We start from the raw sequence: 25,114 nt of genomic DNA, 5'->3' as shown, positions 1-25,114 counted from the left end.
TCCTCTCTTTTCAGGTTATCTGTTCACACTCTTGATATCTTTTCTCATACTTGCTATCATTCTAAATACTATTAAAAGTATGGCAACTCCTGCAACTGCTGATAAAATATACCCAAAATAATCTGGTAGTCCTTCAACTGAATAATCTGGCATTAATGCACTAAGGCTAAATCCATTTTCCATACCTTTAGGTATAAATCCTAATGCTTTACCACCTGTAGTCACAGAACTTATCTCATCAGCTCCCCATTCTCCCCAAGCTGTACCTGATGCTAATAAACCAATGGGAGATAAGCATATTAATGCAATTATTAAAACATATATAGGTTTCCTTTTCGCAGTAGAGTCTTCGTATATAATATCAGGTGAAACTTTCTTTACAAAACCCAATACCCCAAGTGTAATAATTGCTTCTATAACACCTGCAACTGCAAGGTGTGGAACAAGCATTGAAGGGATTGAGATTGATAATGGATATGGACAATATAGTGGCATTCCTAATGCATCTTTAAATAACAATGGCTGTATACCAAACTCTATTGAAGCACATAAAGCACCCGCGTTTAAAGCTAAGTATGAAGCAATAAAAGTTGAAATATATTCTCCTTTTTCTCCCTTGATTGTTTCTTTCAAAAACTTATAAATATAATATCCTGCAAATGGAATAACCAATGCCATATTAAAACAATTTGCTCCAAAAGCTAAAACACCACCATCACCAAATAATAGAGCTTGAATTAGAAGTGCAATAGTTATAGAAATACAAGCTGATTCAGGTCCTAAAAGAATAGCTAATAATGTTCCCCCAACAGCATGACCAGTTGTTCCTCCAGGTAAGGGAACATTAAACATCATTGTTAAAAACGAAAGTGATGCCCCTATTCCCATAAGTGGCATTTTCTTTTTACTAACCTCACTTTTTACCTTTTTAATTGACTTTGTCCAAATTGGAATCATTACAGCTCCCATTACAGCACAGGTAGCTGGACTTAAATAATTTTCTGGAATATGCATTTTATCCCCTCCTCTAAAATTTAACAAAAATAAGACCACAAAAATTGATAACTGCCTACAGCAATCAACCTTCGTGGTTATTAATCAAAAATAATGTGTTTATTAAAATGAAATGTATACTCTCGTAGCATACAAGCTTATAATACCATACGTTTTTTAATTTGCAAATATTTACTTATTTTCCAAATCTTGTTTTTATCTTTTCTTCAATAAACTTTTTAAGCTGCCATTTCTAAGTATAGCCTATGGAGTTTGTTACTGAATAAAGATGGCAACTACAATGTAGTGCCATCTTTTGTATTAGAAATTTATTTTTTCTATATAGTGACAATTAACGTCGATATGGTTTAAGAACAACAATAATCTTTCATAAAGTGGGTGAGTTTTATCACCATACTTTGCTTCTAGATTTTCTCCAATATCTTTTACAGTTTTCTTTCCATTTATTTGCAAAAACACATAACTTCCATATTGATCCATAGAAATTCTTTTATATTCTGGAATTCTAAATTTAAGTTTTCTAAAGAATTTTTGGATTTTGTGATCTTGCTTTTCAAGTATTGTCACAATATTGTCCTTATCTACTTCATATTCTAAGCTATCAGAGACTTTAAATATTATACTTAAAACCTCTTCGTTATCATTCACCATCTTTCACCTTACTGTTCATTATAGGTACTATAGTAGCTATTACAAGAACTATTAATATTAAAAATGCCATTCCATTAGTAGCAGCAAATCCATTTGGTGCATAATCCTTGAAAAATCTTAATCTAAGTATTATGCCTATAAGTCCTATTATAGATCCACCAGCAACAAGTCCGGATGATAAACTTATACCATTAGAAATTTTAACTTCTTTTTCTTTTTCAGATTTAGAAGTTCTTTCTACAAATAAGCGAACTAATGCACCTAATAGTATTATAGAAGTTGTAGATATTGGTAAATAGAATCCTATAGCAACTGTCATTACAGGAAGTTTTAATAAGAACAAAACAACTCCCATAACAGCACCAGCAATTATCATAACCCAAGGTAATTTACCTGACATTATACCAGCAGTTAATGTTGACATCAAGTTAGCTTGAGGTAGTGCAAATGGAACGTTATCACCAGTCATTGCAAGTTGGTTAGAAAGTAATAATATAGTACCAACAACTACTGTAACACCAACTATACCAGCTATAGCAAAGTATTTTTGCATTTCATTTTTGTCACCACCTATTACGAAAGTAACTTTTTGTGATTGAGAATAACCACCAGCCATAGCTATAGCAGTAACTATAAATGTACCAAATAAAAGTAATGATTTGTTGCTTTCAGGATTTTTCCATCCCATTGCAACGAATAATAATGTTACAACAACTATAGAAGCTATAGTCATACCAGATACAGGAAGGTTTGAAGTTCCTATAGTACCAGTTAAACGACCAGCAACTATAACAAATAGTAATGATAAGAATAATGATAAAATAGAAGCAGCTATTGCCATTAATATATTACCACCAGATATCAAGAAACCGCCTATGAAACATATTACTATACCACTAAGTAATACTATGTTTCCAGCAGATGAACCCTCACCACTATTTGAAGACTTAGCATTAATAGTTTCTTTTATGGAAGATACTATTGTAGGTATAAGCTTTATAGCACCTATTAAACCACCAGAAAGCATCACTCCAGCACCGATATATTTTACATAACTACCAGCTATATGTTTAACCTGCATAGCGTTTATAGCAACATTAGGACTATTCCATACAACTGCACCGTCTTGTCCAATATCAGCGAAGTAACCTATTAAAGGCATAATACAGAAGTTGGATAATATAGAACCAGCAAACATAGTTAAAGAAACCTCTAATCCAACTATATATCCTATACCTAATAATAAAGGATTTACTTCAATTTCAAATTTCCACTTGTAGAAGGTTTCATTTACATAACTTATAACGTTGTTAGCTACATTTAAAAATGAACTAGTTATAACAGTTATAATACCACCTATTCCAAAACCAATTCCCATGTACTTTATTGATTCTCCAGCACCTTCTGAAGCAACAAGGGTTTCAGCTATAGCCATTGACTCAGGGTACATTAATTTACCATGTTCTTCAACCATCAAGTAATTGTGTACAAGGGAAGCTACTCCTATACCGAATAAAACTCCACCTATACCAACAGCAAAACCTTCTAAGAAAGTAACTTTAGAACCTATTAATAGAATTGCTGGTAAAACAAATATTATACCACTAGCAACAGATTCTGCACCACTTGACATACCTTGAATTAAATTTTTGCCAAGAATACTTTTTTGTTTAGAAAATATAGCTATAAGACCGGAACCTAGTATAGAACCAGGTATACCAGCCGCAACTGTAAGACCTGATTTCATACCTGAATAGGCAGTAGATGCTGCGAACAAAGCAGCTAAGATGATACCAATTATCAATACGACAACGTTTCCACCAGATTTAGAACCACTAGAAACATAAGGTACGTAGTCTTTACCAGCTACACCACCATATGCATATTTAGATAACTTTTTATTCACCATATATCCCCCTAATGTATTTTATATACATATTATAATATATTTACCATTGAAATATACCATTTTTAAAATATTTTTAAATATAAGTTTTTTTTACTTATTTAATTGCAATGAGGCTACTAATTAGAATAATAAATTATAAGGACCAAAGATCAAAATCTTTGGTCCAAACATTTAATTAGGAACATTAAAATAAATAACAATTCAAAATAGCCTAGATTTATTTTTTAAATGTGCCTTATTTTACATTCTTCAATACTTCCAATAAGTATTCCCAGGTCCTCTGAACTGAAGAAATACTCATATGTTCATTTGGAGTATGAACATCATATAGATTTGGTCCAAAAGAAATAGCATCTATTTCACCAAATTTTTCTGCAAACAGTCCGCACTCAAGCCCAGCATGAATTGCAGTTATATGAGGTTTCTTTTTGTACATTTTTTCATATACATCTTCAAAAATTGTTCTTATTTTTGAATCAGGATTATATGCCCATTCAGGGTAACCAGATTCGGCAACAATACTTCCGCCATTCAGTTTAGCCGTTACAGCCAATCTATTATATAATTCGTTCTTTAAGCTTCTAACGGAACTTCTGATTGAGGTTATGAATTCTACCGAATCTTTATGAGTAAAAATTATTCCAAGATTCAAGGAGCTTTGTACTAAACCCTTAATATCCATGCTCACGGAAGTTACCCCATTTATAACTAAGTATAAGTAGTTAACTACATTATTAGTTGATTCTTTTGAAAGCATTTCTTGAGGCAAGGTAGGTAAAACTTCAAATTCTACTCTTACGTCAGGATCTGGTGTTCTCAATTCAGTTTTAAATAATTCTTCACACTCAGATATTTTTTGCTCAACTAAAGCTTTATCCTCAGCTCTTACTAAGATAACAGCATCTGTCTCACGTGGAATAGCATTGTGCTTAGATCCACCGTTTAATGAACTGAGTCTAAAATCTATTTCAGATAAAATAGACATAAGTATACGACCCATTAATTTATTTGAGTTACCCCTTTCTTTATCTATTTCCATTCCAGAATGTCCACCTTTTAAACCTCTTATTCTAATTATATATGGAACAAGGTTTACATCTATTTCTTCCCATGCTGCAGGAATTGTTGTTTTAACTGTAACTCCACCAGCACAGCTGACTAATAGCGTACCTTCTACTTCGGAGTCTATGTTAATAATTGTTCTTCCTTCTATATTTTTAGGTTCTAATGCGATTGCTCCATCCATTCCTGTTTCTTCTGAAGTGGTAACAAGCAATTCTATTGCCGGATGTTGATATTCATTAGAAGCCAAAATTGCTAGTCCCATTGCAACCGCAATTCCATTATCTGCTCCCAAAGTTGTGCCAGTTGCATATATCATGTCATCAATTATTCTTAACTTTAGCGGATCCTTAGTAAAATCATGCTCTATACCTATATTTTTTTCACACACCATATCCATATGACCTTGCAAAACAATAGCAGGACTGTTTTCATATCCAGATGTTGCTTTCTTTTTTATAACAACATTTAATGCGGAGTCCTGCACATATTCTAGATTATGATCCTTAGCAAAGGATACTAAATAGTCGCTAATCCCTTTTTCATTCCCAGACCCTCTTGGAATCTGTGATAGCTCTTCAAAGTATTTAAATACTTCAACTGGTTGTACATCTTTAAGTACTTCTTTCATTGTTATTACCACCCTTCTCATTTTATATTTTTTATAGAAATATTCCAAAAATTGTAAATATCCCTATAGCTATATTTACCACAAACTAAAATAAAAATCAACATATATAATTTTACGTATTTTTCATATTTCTATATAATTAAACATTAAAACGCTTAGTCTTGCATATTTATAATATCACTTTATCAATAAATTAAAAAACCATATCAGAATTCTCTGATACGGTCATATGTATTCGTGGATTTCATTGGTGTAGGCGAAGCGTTACCTTTAAAATCCACCGATTATTTATTATTTTACTATTTGCTTTATCCACTCTGGCAATTCTTCATCATTCCAAATTAATTGCCCATTTCTTATACAAGCTATCAACTTAAATATATCAGTATTATCATAAACATTAATTTCATCACATATTGGTATAATGTTAACTAAATTTTCTAATGAATCAACATATCTTCTTTCTATATCCTTATGTTCAATTCCATGTCCACCTTTTTTAACCCTTAAGTCTACTCTTTGTTTAGCAATTTCTGCACTCTCAACACCTATATAATTCACAATAATTGTGTATCCATTTTGCTTTGCTTTTTTAATGTTATTAATAATACTTCTACCACTCAGTGTCGTTTCTTGATTAAAAGATACTTCCTCTGAAATATAAGTTTTTATCAATTTAACAGCTTCCCTTGCGCACTTCATTTGTAAATTACTATCTTTCCAAGAACCTATTCTTGCCACCATTTCATCAGTATTTATTCTTTTTTCATTTTTATTCTGCTCATAATAAGTTGATTGATATATTGAAGTTTTACCTGCTCCATTAACACCAGCAAATATTGTATATGTTGCCATATTACTTACCTATAACCTTTTTCGCTTCTCTCTTTAACACTAAATTTGAAAGCATAACATAAAAATCCTGTTCTTCTTTAGTTTTTGCTTTTCTAAACAAATCCATCAAATCACTATATGAATAATTCAAAAATACATCATACAATTTCTTATTGTAATCATCCATTAATATACCTCCCTCTCAGCAAAAGTATTTTTCTTTCTTATTATTTATATTATATCCTATTCTAATAATCTATACATAGCTAAATTTAATACCTTATCAAAATCTTTTTAATATAGTACTACTTTCACTTTTTAAATTCCATCATAACTTAAAAAAATGATACTTAAAGCTCTCTATTCAACTTTAAGTATCATTTCTTATTAATTCCGGCTCCTTTACATCTACTTCAATAGATTTTCAGGCATAATCTCAAATGGTATTATTAACGATATAGAATAATCATTATTACATAATACCAATAATTTATATATACTTTTCCATCATCTAAACGTAATACTGTGCCTGAGCCATATACATACTTTCGTATTGGCTCCCCTTCTCTTTTATTAATTCATCGTGAGTTCCATATTGAATAATCTTACCATTATGAAATATGGCTATTTTATCGCATAACTTACAGCTTGATAATCTATGTGATATATATATAGCTGTTTTTTCCCCTATTAAATTCCTAAATCTACTATATATCTCAAACTCAGCAATAGGATCTAACGCTGCTGTTGGTTCGTCTAAAACTACTATTGGTGCATTCTTATAAATTGCTCTTGAAATAGCTATCTTTTGAGACTGACCTCCTGAGAACTCTATACCATCTTCCTCAAAGGTTTTATATATATTAGTGCTTATCCCTTTTGGTAGATTCAATATATCCTTTTCAAGTCCTGCCTCTCTAAGAGTTCTTTCAATATCCTCATCTTTTGAACTTTCATAATCATTAAGAGCTATATTTTCTTTTATACTAAATGCCATAAGCTTAAAATCTTGAAATACTACAGACAATAGTTTCATATATTCCTTATAATCATACTCTTTTATGTTTACACCATTTAATAAAATTTCCCCTTCTGTAGGTTCATAAAGTCTTGTAAGTAATTTTATAAAAGTAGTTTTTCCTGCCCCATTTAGTCCTACCACTAATAGTTTTTCTCCGTCTTTAATGGCAATAGATACATTTTTCAAGGTATATTCTTTGTTCCGTGGATATTTAAAGGATATATTTTTGAATTCTATATTAAATTCACTTATATTCCCAGTCTTCTTAGTTCCCTCTACATTTTTAGATTTAATTTGTTCAAATTCCATATATGGTTCTAATAATTTACACATCTGCCTTAAGGAAATAATCGCAGTACTAAAATCAGATATTGTGATACTAAAATTAATAGCTGAGGATGCATACATTGTAAATGAACCTATGCCTACAGATTTTGTAAACACCTTATAAGTCATATACGCATAAATAACTGCCATCTGAATTTGAAGATTTATCTTATTAAATCCATTATATTTCCATACAATTTTAAACATCTTACTAAATTCATTTAATGAATCTTTATTATATTCTTCATATTTTTTCATAATTAAAGGACTTATATGGTATAATCTTATATCTTTACCACTAGAAAAATCTTTAATTACTTCATCAAAATATTGACTAATTCTATTTAGTGGAATTAATACTTTATATATTCCGAAACGTGCTTCCTGAGATTTTTTATACATAAAAGAATTTGCCACTACTACACAAAGTGTAAATAAAACAATATATAAATTTAAAGTTGCAATTACTGTCATAAGCCCTATTATAGTTATAATATGTGTAAATATTTTCGTTGTTTCACTTATCATTCTCTCTATAACATTTTGATTATTAATAAGATATATAGCCTTTTCCTTCAAATCTAAAACTTCAGGATCCTCTATTTTTTCAAAGTCCATGTTCATTATTTTTCTTCCAGTTAATAAATTAAACTCATTGGAAATTTCCATGTTTTTTATATCTAGTATAGTATCCAACCATCTATTAAATAAATTCAATATGAAATTTCCAACTACAATTATGAATACCAGTGGTATAATTATCTCTACTCTCTTTTGATTAGTTAATTCATCTATAATAAATTTAGGCATTATTATATTAACAAAAGGGGGTAACGCCTTAAATATGCAGGATATAATTAGGACAGGAATATATGACTTTGAAATTCTGTAAGTTAACTTTAGAAAATGTACAGCAGTACTAAAATCTTTTTTTAATCCTAAAATCTTTTCTTTGTTCATGCTATACCCCCTCCGATGCTAAACTTACATCTTTATAATAAGATGCTTGTACATTAAACATCTCTGCATATTTTCCATTTTTATTTAAAAGTTCATTATGCGTTCCATATTCCTTTATTTCTCCATCCTCAAAAAAAGCTATAACATCACAAAACTGTGTACTGGCTAATCTATGAGATATAAAAAGTGCTGTTTTACTACCAATCATATCATTAAAGCTTTTATAAATATTGTATTCTGCAATAGAATCTAAGGCTGCTGTAGGTTCATCTAAAATTACAATAGGTCCATCTTTGTACAATCCTCTTGCAAGTGCTAGCTTCTGATTTTCTCCTCCTGAAAGTTCTATACCAGTGGAATCTAATATTTTAAGTAAGGATGTATCTATTCCCTTTTCTAAAGAATCAATTTTTTCTTTCATTCCAGCCCTATGAATACTCTTAACTACCTTTTCCCTATCTATTTTATCTGTATCCTTAAGAGCTATATTTTCAGCTATAGAAAAGGCAAACATTTTTATTTCTTGGAATACTACTGAAAATAACTTATAATACTCATCCTTAGAAAACTTTGAAATTTTTATCCCATTTAGTAATATTTCACCCTCTGTAGGCTCATATAATCTAGTTAGCAATTTAACAAAAGTGGTTTTTCCTGCTCCATTAACTCCTACTATAGCTAATCTCTGACCCTTATTTATTTTTAAGGAAAGATTTTTATAAATATATCCTTCACTACTTGGATATTTAAAGGATACATTTTTAAATTCTATTTCGTAATTCTCTTCTTTAGGAATATCTACGTAATTGGAATTCTCTATTTTTAAATCAGTTTCCAAGAAGTTTCTATAGTCGTTTATATATAAATTCTGAGCATTTATATGAGCTATATCCTCCAAAATCTTTTGCATCCAAGCTGCAAATCCCCCAATTATAGCAAAGTACAGTGTGAAATTTCCTATACTCATGTCATCATATAATACCTTGTAAATTAAGTAAGCATATATTCCGCCCTCTCTAATAAGGAGAAGAAAAGTATCCACTAACATTACCTTAAAATCTTTATATTTAATATCCTTCTGAATTTTAACTAGCTCCATGTTAATGTATTGAAATTTGTTAGCTATACGTTTACTTAAATTAAAAATTCTTACATCCTTGCCATAAGCAAAATTAGACATAATATCATAAATATAATCGCTTTTTCTTTTTAATTCTGAAATATCATCTTTTTTTCTATACTCATATTTCTTCACTCTAATAGTCAAATAGTAAATAGTAACTACATTATCTATCAAATATAATAGAATCCATGGACTTAAGTTAACTACAATAGTTATATATCCGAGGAATGTAATGCCTGAACCAAATAATCCAAAAAGCTTACGAAGCACTCCTTCAATACCAACAAGAGTACCACTTACAGCTCTGTATGCAGTTTCTATATCATTTAAGGTTTTAGTATCTTCAGTATATTTAAAATCCATATTCATACACTTTTCATTCATAAGATTACTAAATCTAAATCCTATATCTGTTAATCTAGGAGCATAAGCCCCCTCTAAATATGCATTAAAATAATTTAATGCAGCAGATATAATAACATAACTTAATAATATAGTAATTAACCGTTCCCCCCTATTAGCTCCCATTAATTCATCCAGTAAAAACTTCAGTGCAAATATATTTATAAATGGAACTATAGCTGTTACTATTGTATATAATCCAAAGTAAAAAAATAATTTTTTGTCCCATTTCCAAACCTTCTTAACTAAAAACTCAATATTAGCCGTAACACTTCTCTTACTATTTTTCATTAATTTTCTCCCTCTCTATATATTTAAAAATATTCTTTTTTCCATAACAAAACAGCCTCCTATGATATTTATATTTTATCATAGAAAGCTGTTATCTTTTGTAATTTATATATTTTTTAACAAATAATACTATTTAATAATTCTTCTTTTATATCCTTTGACTTCCAAACAGATGCTAAAAAATCTAATGTATGCATCATTAATTTTCACCATCTCTCTTTTTAGCAAATTGGAATTTGTCTTTAAATTTATGCAAAAATTTCAGAATTTATTTTTGTTATTGCTTCAATATTATTATTTCTATACGTGTCGCTAGGCTTTCTAACTGGAAATAAGTTTCCTTCCAGTGTAATCACACCATAGTTATTATCAACAAAACTATTTCTTAATTTAAAAAAATCATAAAAATTCTTAAAATCAAATTTTATTTTACCAGTAACATACTTCATCCTCAATACATCTATCTATTCAGCATCAAAATCAATAAAGTAATTTCTCTCTGATGTATGTATCGTGAGGGTTGCTAAATTAATATTGTCCTCTAAAATATCCACTCTGTATTCGAACATGATATCATCATTTTGCTTCTTCATGAATAAGTAACTTCCTTCTTCTTGATTCTCGGCCTCATCACTTATTTCAGCGTAGATTTCTTCGCCACTGACTTCTCTAGGATATCCTGACTTTCTTATCTTTTCCTCTATTGCTTTAAAAAACTTTTCCATTTTTTCGCTCTCTTTCTTTTTTAAAATACCTATTTCTCTTCTAATCAAGTATATACTATGTTTCTAAATAACAGTAGACCTAATCATTATTAATTAATGATCAGAGGAAAACCTCACTTATCAAACTCACATGGTTCTCAATATCCTCTAGGCTAATAATTACTTCATATTTTAATTATTCAGCTAGATTATTATACCTTCAAAATGATCCATTTCATATTGAATTATTTGTGCTATAAATCCAGTAAATACTAATATACGCTTTTTTACTCCAATCATATTACCAGCCAATCCAACACAATTCTCAAGATTTGCTTTTAATGTATCTATTAAATCATCAATGACACTGATCGAGCTGCATTTTTTAGAATTTTTTACAAATTGTTTATGATGATACATTGAACCGGAAGAAATTTATGTTTAACTCAATGACAAATTTTTCATTTTTATCTCCTTTATAAATTTCTATTTGTCACTTTAACCTTATTTTTCTCTTTTATTATAACATATTTTGTAAATTCATTATTATTTATGGTACGGTTCTCCGTAACTATTCTAAATGAGGTTTTTTCATTTTATTCTTCTGTATATATTCTACATAATTATGGTATAATTCTAAAGTACAATTTAATAGTTAATCGTGGGCTACTGGTATCACTTACCTCTTTTATGAAGGGAGGTGATACTTAATGATTAATGACGTTTTAATGTTACTATTTACTGGTGGATTATTTTTATTGGCACTATTAACATTTATAGTGTTACTTATAGATAAAATATCAAAAAAATAGTAGCCCCGACTCGCAATTGGAAGCTACTATTTTTACAAGTTAAAAATTAAGCGATACCAGTTGCCTAAGCAACTAGTATTTTATAATTAGTAGAGTGTTCACGCACTCTACTTTTTTATTTTCTGCATTTCTTATTTATATTATATCAAATTTTTATAAAAAATAAACCTATATAATTTTTTTATTTAAAAATTTTAATCTCAATAATATAAATTGGAATTTGGTAAATTACATACTCTTTTGGAACACAAACATTCCATCCCCTCCATCACCAATAAAATCTTCGGATGTACCTGGTGCTGGATTATATTTATTTTCAAATTCCACTATATGAAACTTGCATTTATTTACATAAAAATGAATATTTCTTTTTTCAAAATATGGAGTGCAAGTTTCCCATACCTTTGTATCACAATGCAATTTTTCAATTTCACTCCAAATTGCATAACCAATGCCTTTTGTTTGAGTGCCATATTTTACATAGAGAAAATCAAGATGATTATGTTGCGTTAAGCTATCAATGACTACAACAGCACCACCAATCATTTGCCCATCAACAACTGCTTTGTATGCAATAGCGCCTTTTTCATTCAAGGAACAGTCGATATCCTTTTCAGGAAGAATAATATCTTCCGTTTTGCCATAGACATCTTCAAACCCTTTTTGAAAGGCCTCCTGCATATCTTTCTTATATTGCATTAAGTCTTTATCATTGATTTTTACAAGCGATAATTCCATTATTACACCCCTTTTCGTTTCTCAAATACGAACACTCCACATTCCCTCTCTTCTTCAGAGAACGTGAGAAGAATTCCATTTTTAAAATATTTACTATTTACATCAAATGAAATTTATTCAAGTTCTGTCAAATATGTAAGTTACTCTTACTTGGTCTGTTTTAATATAATATTCATTTCATACCTCCTAAAAATAAAAATACTCGGTTATTACATATACACATATACGTAATAACCGAGCTCACTCGACATCTTATCTGACAGGCGGCCTGCAAGCAGTGCGCTTACTATCCCCTACACTACGGTGTACTGTCCTCCGATGACACTATTTACTTTTTTATTAGAATACCATTTGTCTTTGATTATGTCAATCACCATGACAAATTACTATTTGTCTACTACCTAAAAATTATTTTTCTCTTTCATTATAACATATTTTGTAAATATTTCATTACTTATGGTACGGTTCAATAAGAATTACCTAATGATAAATACTTTTCAGTTGATGTTATAAATCCTTGTTCTTTAAGGTATTTAGTTAGATAGTGTTCTTGCTAAAATAGGGCTATTAGATATTCTCCAATAGCCTTTTCTTGTGTGCCTGAATCCAGCTCCTTTATAACACATCAATCCTTAATCGTTCTACAACACTTTGTCTACCCGTAAAGCGATAGACAAAATAGGGAATCAAAACACCTAGAACAAATAATATGGGGAAGATGATTACCATTGGCCAGAAATTAAACTTGAAGTTTAAAAACCAAATCTGATCACATAGTGGGCGCACAATAAATAGTGAACTTCCAAGGCTTAGCAAGACAGAAATTACCGCAGTAAATGCGACATAATAGCATCCCTCCATGCATAGCATTGCCACAAGCTGCTTTCTAGTCATGCCGATACTTTGCAGTATGGCCAGTTCTCTGTGGCGAATTAGGATACTGGTTAAAATGGTATTGATAAAATTCAAAATACCAATGATTCCAATAATGAATGCAATGGTGCCGCCAATGGATACGATGGTATTCTTAATATCCGTAACACCTGCTAAGGTAGTGAGCTTGGATTTATAACTCATTGCTGGCTCAACACTGTTCGTATACTGTTTTAGAAAGTGCTCCATGTCAATTTCTTTATCTTGCGTAGCATCAAAAACATAGCTCATGGCATAGGTATTGCCAGTAAATTTTTTATAAACATCCCCTGGAAGAAAGAAGCAGGAGTCCATCCAGTCATAAGTATTTGCTTCGTTTGCGATGACATGGCCAAGTACAGTTACTTCATGAATATTACCGTTATAATTCAATTTCACTTTATCTCCAATACTATGATTCATACTGCTCATATCCATATGACCGCGGGAATCTACCCAGACCCCCTCTAGGATGTACTTCCCTGTTGCAAGTTTCTGTGTATCTATTTTACCATCCACTAATTTTAGACGAAAAAATGGGAATTCATCCATACCATATATATGTGTAGAAAATGAACCATCCTGTTTTTGGTTGGCTGTTTGCTTGGTGGTTTTGCTTGTGTATGTGGCTTTACAGCCATATTGGCGACCACCTGTTTTAAATCCATCATGTTTTTCTACAGCGCTAATAAAACTTTCGCTAAGCGCACTTTTTGCATTGACTTGGTACTGAAAAAATAGGTTGGCCTGACCGATGCGAAAATTCGAAGTACTGGCATTTTTGAGAGCATTCTCTGGATCCACGCTCTGTGAGAAATTAAAAACCGTATTGGTCAGTACGATGCTCAGCGAAAGGCTTAGAATCACCAGCACAGTACGTTTCTTATTTCGCCCAAAATTAGCCCATGCCATTCTTTTTTGTGGAGTTCCATTTTGAACTTTTTTCTTTCCTTCCTTACCATCGCTTAAATTGGCATCTGTATAGCGAACTGCTTCGATAGGAGATACTTTTGCTGCCATTTTTGCCGGCTTTCGGGTACTGATAAACACGGTAATTAGTGCGAATATGGCGGCCACTACAAAGATGAAAGGATTGGGGGATACAATCACCGCCTCCCCCTTAAAGCTGGATTGCGCCATCAGCACCGGCAGCAGTGCCTTACCCACAAAAAAGCCGCCACAAAGCCCCAATGGAATGCCAATCAGTGAAAGCATCCATGCCTGTCGCAGGATGATAGCATAAAGTTGCCGTCTTGTGGTGCCGATAGTTTTCAGCAATCCATAAAAGTACATATCGCGCAAAACGGAAATCTGAAATATGTTATAGATAATCAGATATCCTGTGAATACAAATAACAGCAATGCACAGAACAGTGCAGCAGCCGTTCCAACCCCCATTGTTGTACTTTTTGACAAATATCGCGGATTAATTCCTGTATTTATATAGTTCTGTGCATTTGAATCCATAGAAAATCCGCTATCTGCCACTACCTTCTTCAGGTCTTTTTCAATGTTTTCTGTGCCTTCAAATTTTATAATTCCAGAGATGGTTCCAGTTTCTGCTCGGTCCTCACGGTAGGTGCTTTTCAATTCATCCAAATGAGCATTAACATAAGCTTGAGAGGCGATAATCGTCCCTGTCTGCACACCTGGGTAACTTTTCCACCAACCGGCCAGCACGAAATCACGTGTAATTTTTTTATTGTGGGCAGTGAAGTCTAATTTTATATGAGCGCCCAGTTTTTGTGGAACACCAAGCATCTCTAGTGTCGTCGTATCGGTGATTATCTCATTTTCTGCTTGCGGCTTATGCCCACTAGTCGGCTCAACAAACGCATATTTCAAACCAAGATCATCATAATACCAAAACTCTGTATGCCGCTTGATAAGGGCGTCATTATCCACGCTGTCGGCAAGTTTGCGACAATAGGCGATTTCCTTTATCAGAGAATGGTTGCTTATGGTGCGATACTCTGATTCGGTCATATAATTCACAGAAGCTTGTCCGTCCCCTCCGGACATAATCATATCGGCCAGCTGCATACTTTTCATCATGCCAGATCCCATTGTAAATAGGCTGGTAAATAAAAGTGCGGTCAGTGCAATTGCAAACACAGCGATGATGTTGCGTGTTCTGGCAGCATGAAAGTTCTTCACTGCCAATTTGCGGATTATTTTTCTGTTTCCTACTCGAATCATCTCGCATCACCACCTGATATTTTTCCATCCTCAATACGGATAATACGGTCTGCAAGCTGTGCCAGTTCCTCATTATGAGTAATCATAACAATGGTCTGATTGAACTTTTTCCCGGTCACTTTTAAAAGCCCTATCACATCCTGACTGGTCTTGCTATCTAAATTACCGGTGGGCTCATCGGCCAGTACGATAGCCGGTTTTGTGGCCAATGCCCTTGCAATAGCTACCCGTTGCTGCTGTCCACCAGAAAGTTGGTTCGGAAAGTTCTGCAATTTACTTTCAAGTCCCAGCGTCTGAATAATCTGCTTTACATATCTTTTGTCCGGCTTGTTACCGTCTAACTCTATAGGCAGGACAATGTTTTCATAGATATTCAGCATAGGCACAAGGTTAAAACTCTGGAATATAAAACCAATTTTGCGGCGGCGAAAAATTGTCAGTTCTTCCTCTTTCAGCTTGAAAATTTCCTTACCATCTACCATCACACTTCCACTAGTGGGACAATCAAGGCCGCCTAGCATGTGAAGGAGCGTGGATTTTCCACTGCCCGATGTTCCGATTACTGCAACAAATTCCCCGTTTTCTACTGAAAGATTCACACCATCCAGTGCATGGACAGCCATTTCACCGCTGCCGTAATATTTTTTTAAGTTTGTTGTTTTTAATATGGTCATCATAGCGTCCTCCCAAAAATCTGTATCAAATTCTTTTGTTATACAAACAGAATAACAGAACATTCTTTCCACATTCTTTCTGAAATCTATCAGTTTTGAAAGATCTACCTTTTCTCGGTGGGTAGGAAAATGGAAAAGGTGGAACCTCGTCCCTTTGCTCCAGAGACCTTGATATACCCTCCTCCGCCAGAGATAATTTCCCGTGCCAGGAATAAGCCAAGCCCCACGCCCTCATATCCACTGACCTTAGCAGAACGGTAAAAACGGGTAAATATTTTTTCCTGCTCATCCTCCGCTATGCCAATACCTTGATCTGTGACATCAATCCGAAAAAACAACTCATAGGATATGGCATAAACTTTGATGGTGCTTTGTGTAGGGGAATATTTCACTGCATTATCAAGGACATTATACACCGCTTCAACCGTCCATTTAGGATCGTAATAGGCTGAGCCATCGCTCAATTCAGTATCAATGGTAATCTCTTTTTCTTCTGCTTTGGGCCGGATTTGGGTAATAACAGCATCAAGCAGCTCTCTTATAGTGTTTCTTTGCGGATTGATAGCAATAATCCCGCTTTCCAAACGGGAAGCTTTCACAAGGGCCACCATTAGGAAATCCAGTTTTTCAGCCTGATCAGACAGCTCTTTTACACATACAGCACTGTCCGATCTCAGTTTATGCTCCGAAAGAATCTGTGAGTAAAGCAGAATGTTCGCAACAGGCGTTTTGGTTTGATGAGATATGTCCGAGATTAGGCGCTGGATATTTTCCTTTTCTGCAGCCAGATTTTTAGAAGACACAGCACAGGCGGATAAAAAGCGAGCCATTTTCGCTTCCACAGCGGATAGAACAGATTCGTCAAAAGTATTTTCGATAAAATCCCCGTCTATAGCACTATCCAGCATAGCAGTCAAAGAATCCATAAGCCGCCGCATTCTTCTACGATATAGACAGATGACGGAAATTATGGCGGCCATTGAAGTGACTAAGACAACTCCCATTATTAAAAACCACTTGTCCATTACACCACCGCCCAAGTATAGCCAATGCCGTACACTGTTTTAATATATATAGGCGAAGAGGGGTTGTCTTCCAATTTATCACGCAAACGCTTAACTGTAACTGAGAGGGCATTTTCGTCTACATATACGGCGCCATCAGTCCAGATGGCATCCACCAATTGCGCTCTTGTCATGGTATGCCCCCTATTTTCAACCAAAATACGGAGCAGCTTTTGTTCAGTTTTGCTCAATTCAATGGGAATGCTATTTTTGAAAAACTCCATTCTTGCAAAGAAGAATTGAAAGCCATTAATCAATATTGGATCCACAATAACAGGTGCAGCGCTTCGAAGCCTGGCGCCCACTCTCGCCCTTAGGATCATCAGACTGAAGGGCTTAGTGATATAATCGTCCGCCCCCAGTTCAAGGCCTGTGACCACATCTGTTTCCAGATCATTAGCGGTAAGAATTATCACTGGAACAACAGCAGAGCGTCTGCGTAACTCTTGCAAAAAATCTAGTCCATTCCCATCCGGTAGATTGATGTCCAGAATGATAAGGTCAAAGACCGTGTTTTCAGTCTCTTGCCATGCAGAATGCAGATCCTGCGCCTGTACAAAGGTAAATTCATTGTCTTTTAAAGCCAGCGCTATGCCGTTCGCTAAGGACAAATCATCTTCAACAATCAATATTCGTTTCATTTACGGTTGTCCCCCCTTGGCTAATTATCTTTATATTGTCCATCTTTAGGTTTTTCCACATCTTTGAGAATTAACCACATACGGCTAAAGTGTACCATACTCATATGCAATTTTCTACAGAAAGTTTTGTACTCGTTCCCCGCAAACTTTCCATTTTGGGGAAGATTTCTACTCATAGCTATAAGCTTTTTTAAACCCTTGGTATAACCATGGGTATTCGTTGCGCAAAAAAACGTACTGGATTTCTCCATCCAGTACGTTCATTATATAATATATGGTGGTTTTTAATGGTGGAGGCGAAGCGCAACCTTTAAAACCCACCATATATTATATATTCCTTAATGCTAGTTCATATATTATTTTAAATGCTTTCTTAAAAAGCTTAATGATTCTGATATTATTTCATGTGTTCTATTGTTATCATTAAATAAATCAAATCCATGTCCACCTGTAGAATGATTGTAAATATCAATATTTAAATTATTTTTTAATCCTTCTAAAATAAACCTATCAATTGATTCATTAATTATTGGACTGTCAAGACCTGCTCTTGCAACAAATAAAGGAGGAATCTTACTGGAATTTTTATTTATAAGATTTATTGGTGAGTACTTCTCTAGCTCTTCAGCCTGTATATTAAACTTAAGAAGCTCTCTTGCGGATGTGAAATCTCCAAAACCATAATAAGCAATAACGCATTTAATATAATTAAAGTAATCATGCATACCCACATATAAACCAAATGGAACACCTCCAGAAAAACACCAAATAGCAATTTTATCTTTATCTATACTTAGCTCATCAGCATTTTCTATTAAATAATTAATAACTACATCTATATCATTCGTAACTTCTTCAACACTAAAACCCTCGGATAAAACTTTATGATTAAAAGTTATTGCATTAAATCCATAAGCTACTATTAATTTTCCGTAAGTAATATATTGTCCAGTCTCCTTGAAATTTATAGACGCATCTTCTCCATGTACTAAAATCACTACAGGCAACTTTTCTTTTTTACCATTACAAAAAGGAGTGTATAAATCCATTAGTAGTTTTTCTTTATCTGTAATCTTACACTCTATATTTTTTTGTATATTAACATTTTCCATGTTATTAATACTGTATACTATCTCTTTTTTCAAAATTTCTTCAATACTTAACATATCATTTCTCCTCTTAAATAACTTAATATCAATTTATTTCTCAATAGGAATCCACATTTCACATCTATAGTTTTCAGAGAACATATCTCCTACAGGGAATATCTCAAGATCCGGTGCACAATCATGTCGATATCCCATAGATGGCATCCACTCTGAATATATCCTTCGAAGAAGATCCTGCAAAGCTTCTGGTGCTGGTCCTACTGCTTCAAATGCAACCCAAGTTGCTGCTGGTATGACTTCTAAAACATATCCTTTCGGAATAGGGCCTTGAATTTCCTCGATTCCTATCATATAATTAAATTCATATTTATATTTATCAAAACCCTTAGATATACCTAGAACACCAAGCTTACCTGCTTTTGAGGAAACCCACTGGTATGAACCATCTTTCATGCACTCCTGCCAAAACTCAGGAACCTCCCTAAAGTTTTGTTCATCCATCATAGTTACTCTTGTTTGTTTACCTATTACTGTAAAACTTTCTTTATCAAAAATCCTATATTTTATGTCTTTATCTCCCTTTATTGAAATATGAAAAGATAATTTTGGATATGCCTTAAGATTTACCCCTGATTCACGGACTGCAGTGGGACTTATTCCATACATTTTTCCAAAAGCCTTTATAAAGGCTTCAGGGGTTTCATAACCATACTTATATGCTACATTAATAATCTTTTCCCCCGATATAATATCCTGTACAGCCAGTGTAAGCCTTCTTCTCCTTATATACTCAGCTACTGTAACACCTGTTATCATATGATACATACGCTAAAAGTAAAATGTAGATGATAATGCAATTTTCGCCACCTCTTCAATATCAATCTTTTTGGTAATGTTAATCTCTATATATTCTACTGCATTGTTCATTGCATTAAGCCAATCCATAAAACTTATTTCTCTCTCTTTCTATAATAAATAATCTTTGCTTATTTGTCCTATCTTTAAATGCTTTTTAATGACAGGTTATAATTATGTATTTTTCCAAGTTGCAATAACATAATTTCATTTTAACTTAATTTCTATAAAAATTATAGTTTCACTCTTACATGAAATAAATAATTTTAATATTATATTTAAATGTTAAAAAACCATTTAAGTCATTTGGAATTATCAAAGGACATTTATATATTTAGATTTATTGTTTTGCTATTCTAGCATAACTCATTACCAATGATACCAGAATAAAAATAGTACAAGAGAAATCGAAAAAGTTTCTGATAAGAATTAAAATAAAATTAGGAAATGAAGAAAACTTAACTATGTGATTAAATGAGTTTGAAAAAGTCAATAAACTTGTATTAAAAAACCGCACTGAATTCCAGTACGGTCATATGTATCGTGGGTTTCAATGGTGAAGGCGAACCTCTTAAAACTCCTATAAAAAACAACCAGTTAACTTCTCATCTTAACCTCTCTCATACTTTGGTGGCAAATTTCTCTTATGTTCATTATACTCGTGCTTCAACTTAATTTTCTTATCCACTTCTTTATCCCCACAGCTGCCATTTTCTATATACTTATTAACTTGCTCATAGGAAAAGCCTAATTTTTCCTCATCGGATTTTCCACTTAGCCCATCACTTGGAGTTTTATGAACCAATTCATAAGGTAAGCCTAAAGAGTCTCCCACTGCTACAACCTCTTCAGTAGTTAAATCTCCTATAGGATTGAAGTCAAAGGCGCTATCTCCCCATTTCGTTGTATATCCTACAAATCCTTCTGATTTATTTCCTGTACCACATACCCTAAAGTTCATATTAGTGCCAATTGCATACAAAGTAGTCATTCTAATTCTTGGAGGAATATTGATTTTAGCATCAATAGATAAATTTTCATCTCCAATCCCCTCTAATAATCCATTGTAAGCTTTTTCTATATTAACTATTTTATAATTAATTCCTAAAATATCTACAACTCTTAAGCTATCATCTATATCCTTTTGCTCACCATTTGGCATTAAAACTCCAAACACTCTTTCTTTTCCCAAAGCTTCAAATAATAACTTAGCTGCTACCAAGCTGTCCTTTCCACCGCTAATTCCAATAATAGCTCCCTTGGCATTAGGCTGAGCTTTAAAATATTCTTTAATCCAATTTATAATATTTTCACATTCCTTTTTTGCATTAAAATCTTTTCTCAATTTTTATACCTCCCGTGAAAATGGCAAAATTAATCTCCTGCCTTATTCTAAAATGTTACTAGAAGCTGCCATGCAACCTACTTCTTATTTCTGATAATGAATAATCTTTTATCAAATTACCATCCTTAAATACAATTTCTAGTAGATTATCCTTATATTCTGCTTGTTCTTTTATAGTTAATTCATCTTTATATAAAATGTCTTGTCCTTTTCTATATATATAACACATTCCCTTTTGTGACTTTTTAAAATTATCTTTATCTGTTTTAGGAGCTTTAAAGATAAACTTTTCCTCACCATCTATTACTGCATGAGTAGCCTTTAGGGCAAATCCAAAAGTATCTCTAGTGTTATATTGGTAGGTATATGAACCTATTCCAAACACACAGTTATTTACTGCAAATCCCTTTTCCTCCAAGCCTCTACAAATCTGTTCACATCTTTCTACAGTTATACTATCTCCATAAATCGTCCCTATTTTACTATTTAGAACCTTATATCCTTTTGAATTGATTTCTCCTCCGAATATATCCCAAAGTAGTTCAACAGTTCCTTTATATTCCTCACTATCTTTTGCTGCATCCTTATCTCCACAAATTATTTTTACTGGATCTCCACTATCCCCTCTAATAACAATTTTGCCATCTCTATTTAATATATCTTCCTTCAATGTTGGAAGTATATTTGTTATAAAATTCCAATAATCATAGGTATCAGATACTATGCTCAAAACTCCACTTGGAAACACTTCAGTTATTAATCTCTTATAGGCTGCAAACTCATCTTCGCCGTAGCTACACATTACACTGTGCTCTGTAGAAGGTGTTCCTAGTCCAACTATTTCCTCTTCTATATTGCAATTATAATATTTTTCTAAATAGCTAATAGCGGGTATTGTTGCTGTTCCTAAAAATGAAAGCAAGTGTGCTGCACCACTAAGTTCTGCACTTTCCACAGAACTAAAACCTCTCATACTAAAATCTCCACAAGCTTTTCTTACATCCCCATTTTCTACAGTAAGATTAAAATACTTTTCTACTATTTCTCTGTATCTATATGCAATAGTGGCACTTGTCATTGGTTGCCATATATTACAGCTCATAAAGGTTTCTAAATAATTCACCAGCCAAGGAAAATCAGCATGTGTATTAGTAATCTCAATCATTGGTGTTTTAATATTTACTCTTAAGCCTTCTACTACAGCTTTAATTTGTATTGGCAAATATCCTAAGTCATGTAAAGCTTCAATATGCTTTGTATCAGCTGCAATATTTCCCATGGTTTTGGAGATAATTCTTTTATACTCCGAAACCACAGCTTCCTTATCCCTTTGGAAGAAGTTTTCATTAAAGTATTGAATTAAATACTTCTTTATAAAAGGTTGTAGTCCAAACATAACAACTTTATTCATATTTTCTTTTCTAGACATTCTTGGAGTCCAGTAACTTACTAATTTAGTCATTCCTTGTGCATAACACATATGATGAATTGTTTTGTAAAAATCTGCAAGCAATAATGGATTTATCATTATAACTTCCCCCTATTGATTACCTTTACTTGTAGACCTTCCATTACATCTAATGCCTTTTCATGTAGTTTATCATCAAAACTAGCACAAAGACTTGCATCCACTATAATGTCAGCATCTCTGTATTGGGACTGAAACAATACCACGTTACTAATTACACATATATTGGTAACAACTCCAACTATCTCAATTTCCTTAATATCTTCTCCTACTTCATTGGCTATTTGAAGCATATCCTTTGGACATATTCCAAAACCTTTTTTTTCATAATGCATTGTATTTTCTGAGCTTGAAAAATCTTTTATTTTTCCATATAGCTTATGACCATTGGTATCTTTAATACAATGTAACACAGGCAAGTTTTTACCTTCTCTGGTTTTTAAATATTCTTCACAGTGAGTATCATAGGTAAATATCACCTTATGTCCCTGTTGTAAATACTTAGTAATCTTATCATATATAGGTCGCTCTAATGTCTTTGCTTTTTCAAATCCCAGTGTTCCATCTACAAAGTCATTTTGATAATCAATAACTACTAATAGTTTTTTCATAATTAATCCTCCCTTTAAATTTCATACACCTTAATTTTTTCATGATCTTTGCTTAAAATACTATTGGTTGTATATATCCCAGTTATTAAATCACTAGTTAATAACTCACCTTGAAAAACTGTATTTTCACAATGGGTAACTACTAGATATATTTCCGTTGCCCCTATTTCCTTTAACTTAGAGGCTGTAAGCATAAAAGTACCACCCTTTGAACATAAATCATCCACTATAATAGCCTTAAAGCTTTTACTTTCTACATTTCCATTGATTTCTAGCTTCTTAATAAATCCCGTTTTAAAGTCTCGTTCTTTGCTTGCAGTAAGAATTTTTTCATAGTCTATTTCTTTTCCATATCTTTTAGCTGCACCTGCATCGGGATAAACTAAATATATCTCTTCTTTTCCATTATTCAATTCTTTTAACAGCCTCTCAGCTAGCATTTTTGACATATTTACTATCTTCACCCTATCCAATAATGCAATACATACATCCGAATGCGGCTCATAAATTGTTACGCTTTCAAATTTTAAACTATTAATTAGTTTGCAAAGATGCTTCAAAGTAAAAATTGCTATTCCCTCAGTTCTGTCCATTCTACTATAAGGCATATAAGGAAGTATTAAATTGCATTTTACTTTTAATTCATCTAAATGACTTTTTAAAAATATTAATTGAGTTATATCCTCATCATTTTCAAAATAAACTCTAATCTCATTATCATCATTTCTTAACTTTAAATTTTCACTATGAATAAGAGATTCGCCATTAGAAAATTTCTTAATCTCAACTCTCTCATTATTAAAATAAATCATTTTGTACCCTCCTCACCTTTAAAAATTATGCTCCCAATCTTCATTAAATTTAAACACCTTAGCTGGTCTAAAGGGTTTACCCTCTATTTTTTCATCAGTTTCTATAATCATTTCTCCCATCTTTCTTCTGAAATTTAAAATTTCTCTTCCCATTATTGCTTCATATACATTCTGCAATTCCTTTACAGTAAATACTCTTGGCAAAAGGTTAAATGCAATTGGTGTATACTCCACTTTATTTCTTAATCTATCTATGCCATAATCTAATATCTTATAATGATCAAAAGCCAATTCCTCTGTAGAATTATTTAATAATCTATAACTTGTTTCCTTTCTTCTAAAGATGTCTCTTCCAATTTTCTCTGTTACTTCATAATTCATTATTATTTTTTCATCAATGGATTTAAGAGACAAAAGATGTTTGTTTTCTGTATATTGTTCTTGCTTTTCAGAGCTAACAAGAGTTTTATCTATCCAAAACCATTCACTTTTCTTTTGGAAATCTACTTCTTTGAATCTTATGCTACTCTTTTCTACTAAAGCAATATTCCCTACACTGATAACCCTTGTTCTTTTATCTCTGTAAGCATCTCCAAAAGTATAAAGCTGCTCTGTATAAACATTGTCTATTCCTGTCTTCTCCTTAAGCTTTCTCATAGCACTAGCTTCTAAGTCTTCTTCTATACCAATAAACCCACCTGGCAATGCCCATTTTCCTATATAGGGATAATCATCTCTTTTAATTAAAATAACCTGAAGGCCTTTTTTTGGCACCTTCCTAAGATTATCTTCTTTTATATCATCAGTTGTAAATATTATAATATCATTTGTAACACTTGGTCTTTTATAATTATTCTCATCATAATTTTTTAAGAATTCTTCTTCCTTATCTATAAAATGCTTATCCATATTATTTTCCACCTCGGCTTAGTTTCAATTAGATAA

23 protein-coding genes and 1 pseudogene are annotated in these 25,114 nt (G+C 32.5%); 1 reads left to right on the top strand and 23 read right to left on the bottom strand.

The window, feature by feature from the left end:
- Nucleotides 1–15: 15 nt before the first annotated feature.
- From cbiM to J2Z24_RS09760, 11 genes are all read right to left on the bottom strand, one after another.
- Nucleotides 16–1,014 carry a cobalt transporter CbiM gene (gene cbiM, locus J2Z24_RS09810; RefSeq protein ID WP_035151331.1) on the bottom strand — a complete coding sequence of 333 codons (999 nt, stop codon included), beginning with the start codon at nt 1,012–1,014 and terminating at the stop codon, nt 16–18.
- 300 nt (nt 1,015–1,314) lie between these two features.
- Nucleotides 1,315–1,665 (bottom strand): PqqD family peptide modification chaperone, encoded by a 351-nt coding sequence (locus tag J2Z24_RS09805; RefSeq protein ID WP_035151328.1) that lies wholly within the window; start codon nt 1,663–1,665, stop codon nt 1,315–1,317.
- The gene (locus J2Z24_RS09800; protein ID WP_035151325.1) at nt 1,655–3,571 is read right to left on the bottom strand and encodes an OPT family oligopeptide transporter; all 1,917 of its coding nucleotides are present in this window, start codon (nt 3,569–3,571) and stop codon (nt 1,655–1,657) included. The genes J2Z24_RS09805 and J2Z24_RS09800 overlap by 11 nt, the downstream gene beginning before the upstream one ends.
- A 238-nt stretch (nt 3,572–3,809) precedes the next feature.
- Nucleotides 3,810–5,288 carry an aminoacyl-histidine dipeptidase gene (locus J2Z24_RS09795; RefSeq protein WP_372440079.1) on the bottom strand — a complete coding sequence of 493 codons (1,479 nt, stop codon included), beginning with the start codon at nt 5,286–5,288 and terminating at the stop codon, nt 3,810–3,812.
- A gap of 270 nt (nt 5,289–5,558) precedes the next feature.
- The gene (locus tag J2Z24_RS09790; RefSeq protein WP_035151320.1) at nt 5,559–6,122 is read right to left on the bottom strand and encodes an ATPase; all 564 of its coding nucleotides are present in this window, start codon (nt 6,120–6,122) and stop codon (nt 5,559–5,561) included.
- A gap of 1 nt (nt 6,123) precedes the next feature.
- The gene (locus J2Z24_RS09785) at nt 6,124–6,288 is read right to left on the bottom strand and encodes a hypothetical protein (RefSeq protein WP_173680125.1); all 165 of its coding nucleotides are present in this window, start codon (nt 6,286–6,288) and stop codon (nt 6,124–6,126) included.
- Between the two features lie 324 nt (nt 6,289–6,612).
- Nucleotides 6,613–8,409: an ABC transporter ATP-binding protein gene (locus J2Z24_RS09780; protein WP_035151316.1), complete on the bottom strand. Its 1,797-nt coding sequence runs from the start codon at nt 8,407–8,409 to the stop codon at nt 6,613–6,615.
- 1 nt (nt 8,410) lies between these two features.
- Nucleotides 8,411–10,225 (bottom strand): ABC transporter ATP-binding protein, encoded by a 1,815-nt coding sequence (locus tag J2Z24_RS09775; RefSeq protein ID WP_035151314.1) that lies wholly within the window; start codon nt 10,223–10,225, stop codon nt 8,411–8,413.
- Between the two features lie 248 nt (nt 10,226–10,473).
- Nucleotides 10,474–10,674: a hypothetical protein gene (locus J2Z24_RS09770; protein ID WP_035151312.1), complete on the bottom strand. Its 201-nt coding sequence runs from the start codon at nt 10,672–10,674 to the stop codon at nt 10,474–10,476.
- Nucleotides 10,675–10,689: 15 nt separating this feature from the next.
- Nucleotides 10,690–10,950, bottom strand: coding sequence for a hypothetical protein (locus tag J2Z24_RS09765; protein ID WP_035151309.1), 261 nt, complete (start codon nt 10,948–10,950; stop codon nt 10,690–10,692).
- A gap of 183 nt (nt 10,951–11,133) precedes the next feature.
- Nucleotides 11,134–11,349, bottom strand: coding sequence for a peptide deformylase (locus tag J2Z24_RS09760; protein WP_035151306.1), 216 nt, complete (start codon nt 11,347–11,349; stop codon nt 11,134–11,136).
- Between the two features lie 290 nt (nt 11,350–11,639).
- Between J2Z24_RS09760 and J2Z24_RS09755 the strand changes: the two genes are divergently transcribed.
- Nucleotides 11,640–11,741 carry a putative holin-like toxin gene (locus J2Z24_RS09755; RefSeq protein ID WP_035151303.1) on the top strand — a complete coding sequence of 34 codons (102 nt, stop codon included), beginning with the start codon at nt 11,640–11,642 and terminating at the stop codon, nt 11,739–11,741.
- A 228-nt stretch (nt 11,742–11,969) separates the two neighbouring features.
- Here the strand turns inward: J2Z24_RS09755 and J2Z24_RS09750 are convergent, their stop codons facing one another.
- The 12 genes and pseudogenes from J2Z24_RS09750 to J2Z24_RS09695 form a co-directional block, all read right to left on the bottom strand.
- A complete protein-coding gene (locus J2Z24_RS09750) occupies nt 11,970–12,479 on the bottom strand; it encodes a GNAT family N-acetyltransferase (RefSeq protein WP_035151301.1) in 510 nt (169 codons plus the stop codon).
- Between the two features lie 615 nt (nt 12,480–13,094).
- Nucleotides 13,095–15,590: an ABC transporter permease gene (locus J2Z24_RS09745; protein ID WP_035151298.1), complete on the bottom strand. Its 2,496-nt coding sequence runs from the start codon at nt 15,588–15,590 to the stop codon at nt 13,095–13,097.
- Nucleotides 15,587–16,264 (bottom strand): ABC transporter ATP-binding protein, encoded by a 678-nt coding sequence (locus J2Z24_RS09740; protein WP_035151295.1) that lies wholly within the window; start codon nt 16,262–16,264, stop codon nt 15,587–15,589. Before J2Z24_RS09740 ends, J2Z24_RS09745 begins: the two co-directional genes overlap by 4 nt.
- Before the next feature lie 104 nt (nt 16,265–16,368).
- Entirely contained in the window at nt 16,369–17,289 is a 921-nt protein-coding gene (locus J2Z24_RS09735; RefSeq protein ID WP_035151294.1) for a sensor histidine kinase, read from the bottom strand.
- Nucleotides 17,289–17,969, bottom strand: a complete 681-nt coding sequence (locus tag J2Z24_RS09730) for a response regulator transcription factor (RefSeq protein ID WP_035151291.1) — start codon at nt 17,967–17,969, stop codon at nt 17,289–17,291. Before J2Z24_RS09730 ends, J2Z24_RS09735 begins: the two co-directional genes overlap by 1 nt.
- Before the next feature lie 356 nt (nt 17,970–18,325).
- On the bottom strand, nt 18,326–19,135 hold the full coding sequence (locus tag J2Z24_RS09725) for an alpha/beta hydrolase family protein (protein WP_035151285.1): 810 nt from the start codon (nt 19,133–19,135) through the stop codon (nt 18,326–18,328).
- A 33-nt stretch (nt 19,136–19,168) separates the two neighbouring features.
- Nucleotides 19,169–20,023 (bottom strand): annotated as a pseudogene (locus J2Z24_RS09720) (AraC family transcriptional regulator).
- A gap of 520 nt (nt 20,024–20,543) precedes the next feature.
- Nucleotides 20,544–21,278 carry an NAD(+) synthase gene (gene nadE / locus J2Z24_RS09715; RefSeq protein WP_035151282.1) on the bottom strand — a complete coding sequence of 245 codons (735 nt, stop codon included), beginning with the start codon at nt 21,276–21,278 and terminating at the stop codon, nt 20,544–20,546.
- Nucleotides 21,279–21,336: 58 nt separating this feature from the next.
- The gene (locus J2Z24_RS09710) at nt 21,337–22,806 is read right to left on the bottom strand and encodes a nicotinate phosphoribosyltransferase (protein ID WP_035151280.1); all 1,470 of its coding nucleotides are present in this window, start codon (nt 22,804–22,806) and stop codon (nt 21,337–21,339) included.
- Complete coding sequence (locus J2Z24_RS09705) at nt 22,806–23,357, bottom strand: cysteine hydrolase family protein (protein WP_035151276.1); 552 nt, start codon at nt 23,355–23,357, stop codon at nt 22,806–22,808. Before J2Z24_RS09705 ends, J2Z24_RS09710 begins: the two co-directional genes overlap by 1 nt.
- A gap of 14 nt (nt 23,358–23,371) precedes the next feature.
- Nucleotides 23,372–24,169 carry a phosphoribosyltransferase family protein gene (locus tag J2Z24_RS09700; protein WP_035151273.1) on the bottom strand — a complete coding sequence of 266 codons (798 nt, stop codon included), beginning with the start codon at nt 24,167–24,169 and terminating at the stop codon, nt 23,372–23,374.
- An 18-nt stretch (nt 24,170–24,187) separates the two neighbouring features.
- Nucleotides 24,188–25,078, bottom strand: a complete 891-nt coding sequence (locus tag J2Z24_RS09695; protein WP_035151271.1) for an NUDIX hydrolase — start codon at nt 25,076–25,078, stop codon at nt 24,188–24,190.
- Nucleotides 25,079–25,114: the final 36 nt, after the last annotated feature.

The sequence above is a fragment of the Clostridium tetanomorphum genome (assembly GCF_017873215.1).
Taxonomy (GTDB): domain Bacteria; phylum Bacillota; class Clostridia; order Clostridiales; family Clostridiaceae; genus Clostridium_AO; species Clostridium_AO tetanomorphum.
This window is presented reverse-complemented; position numbering and strand designations above follow the sequence as displayed.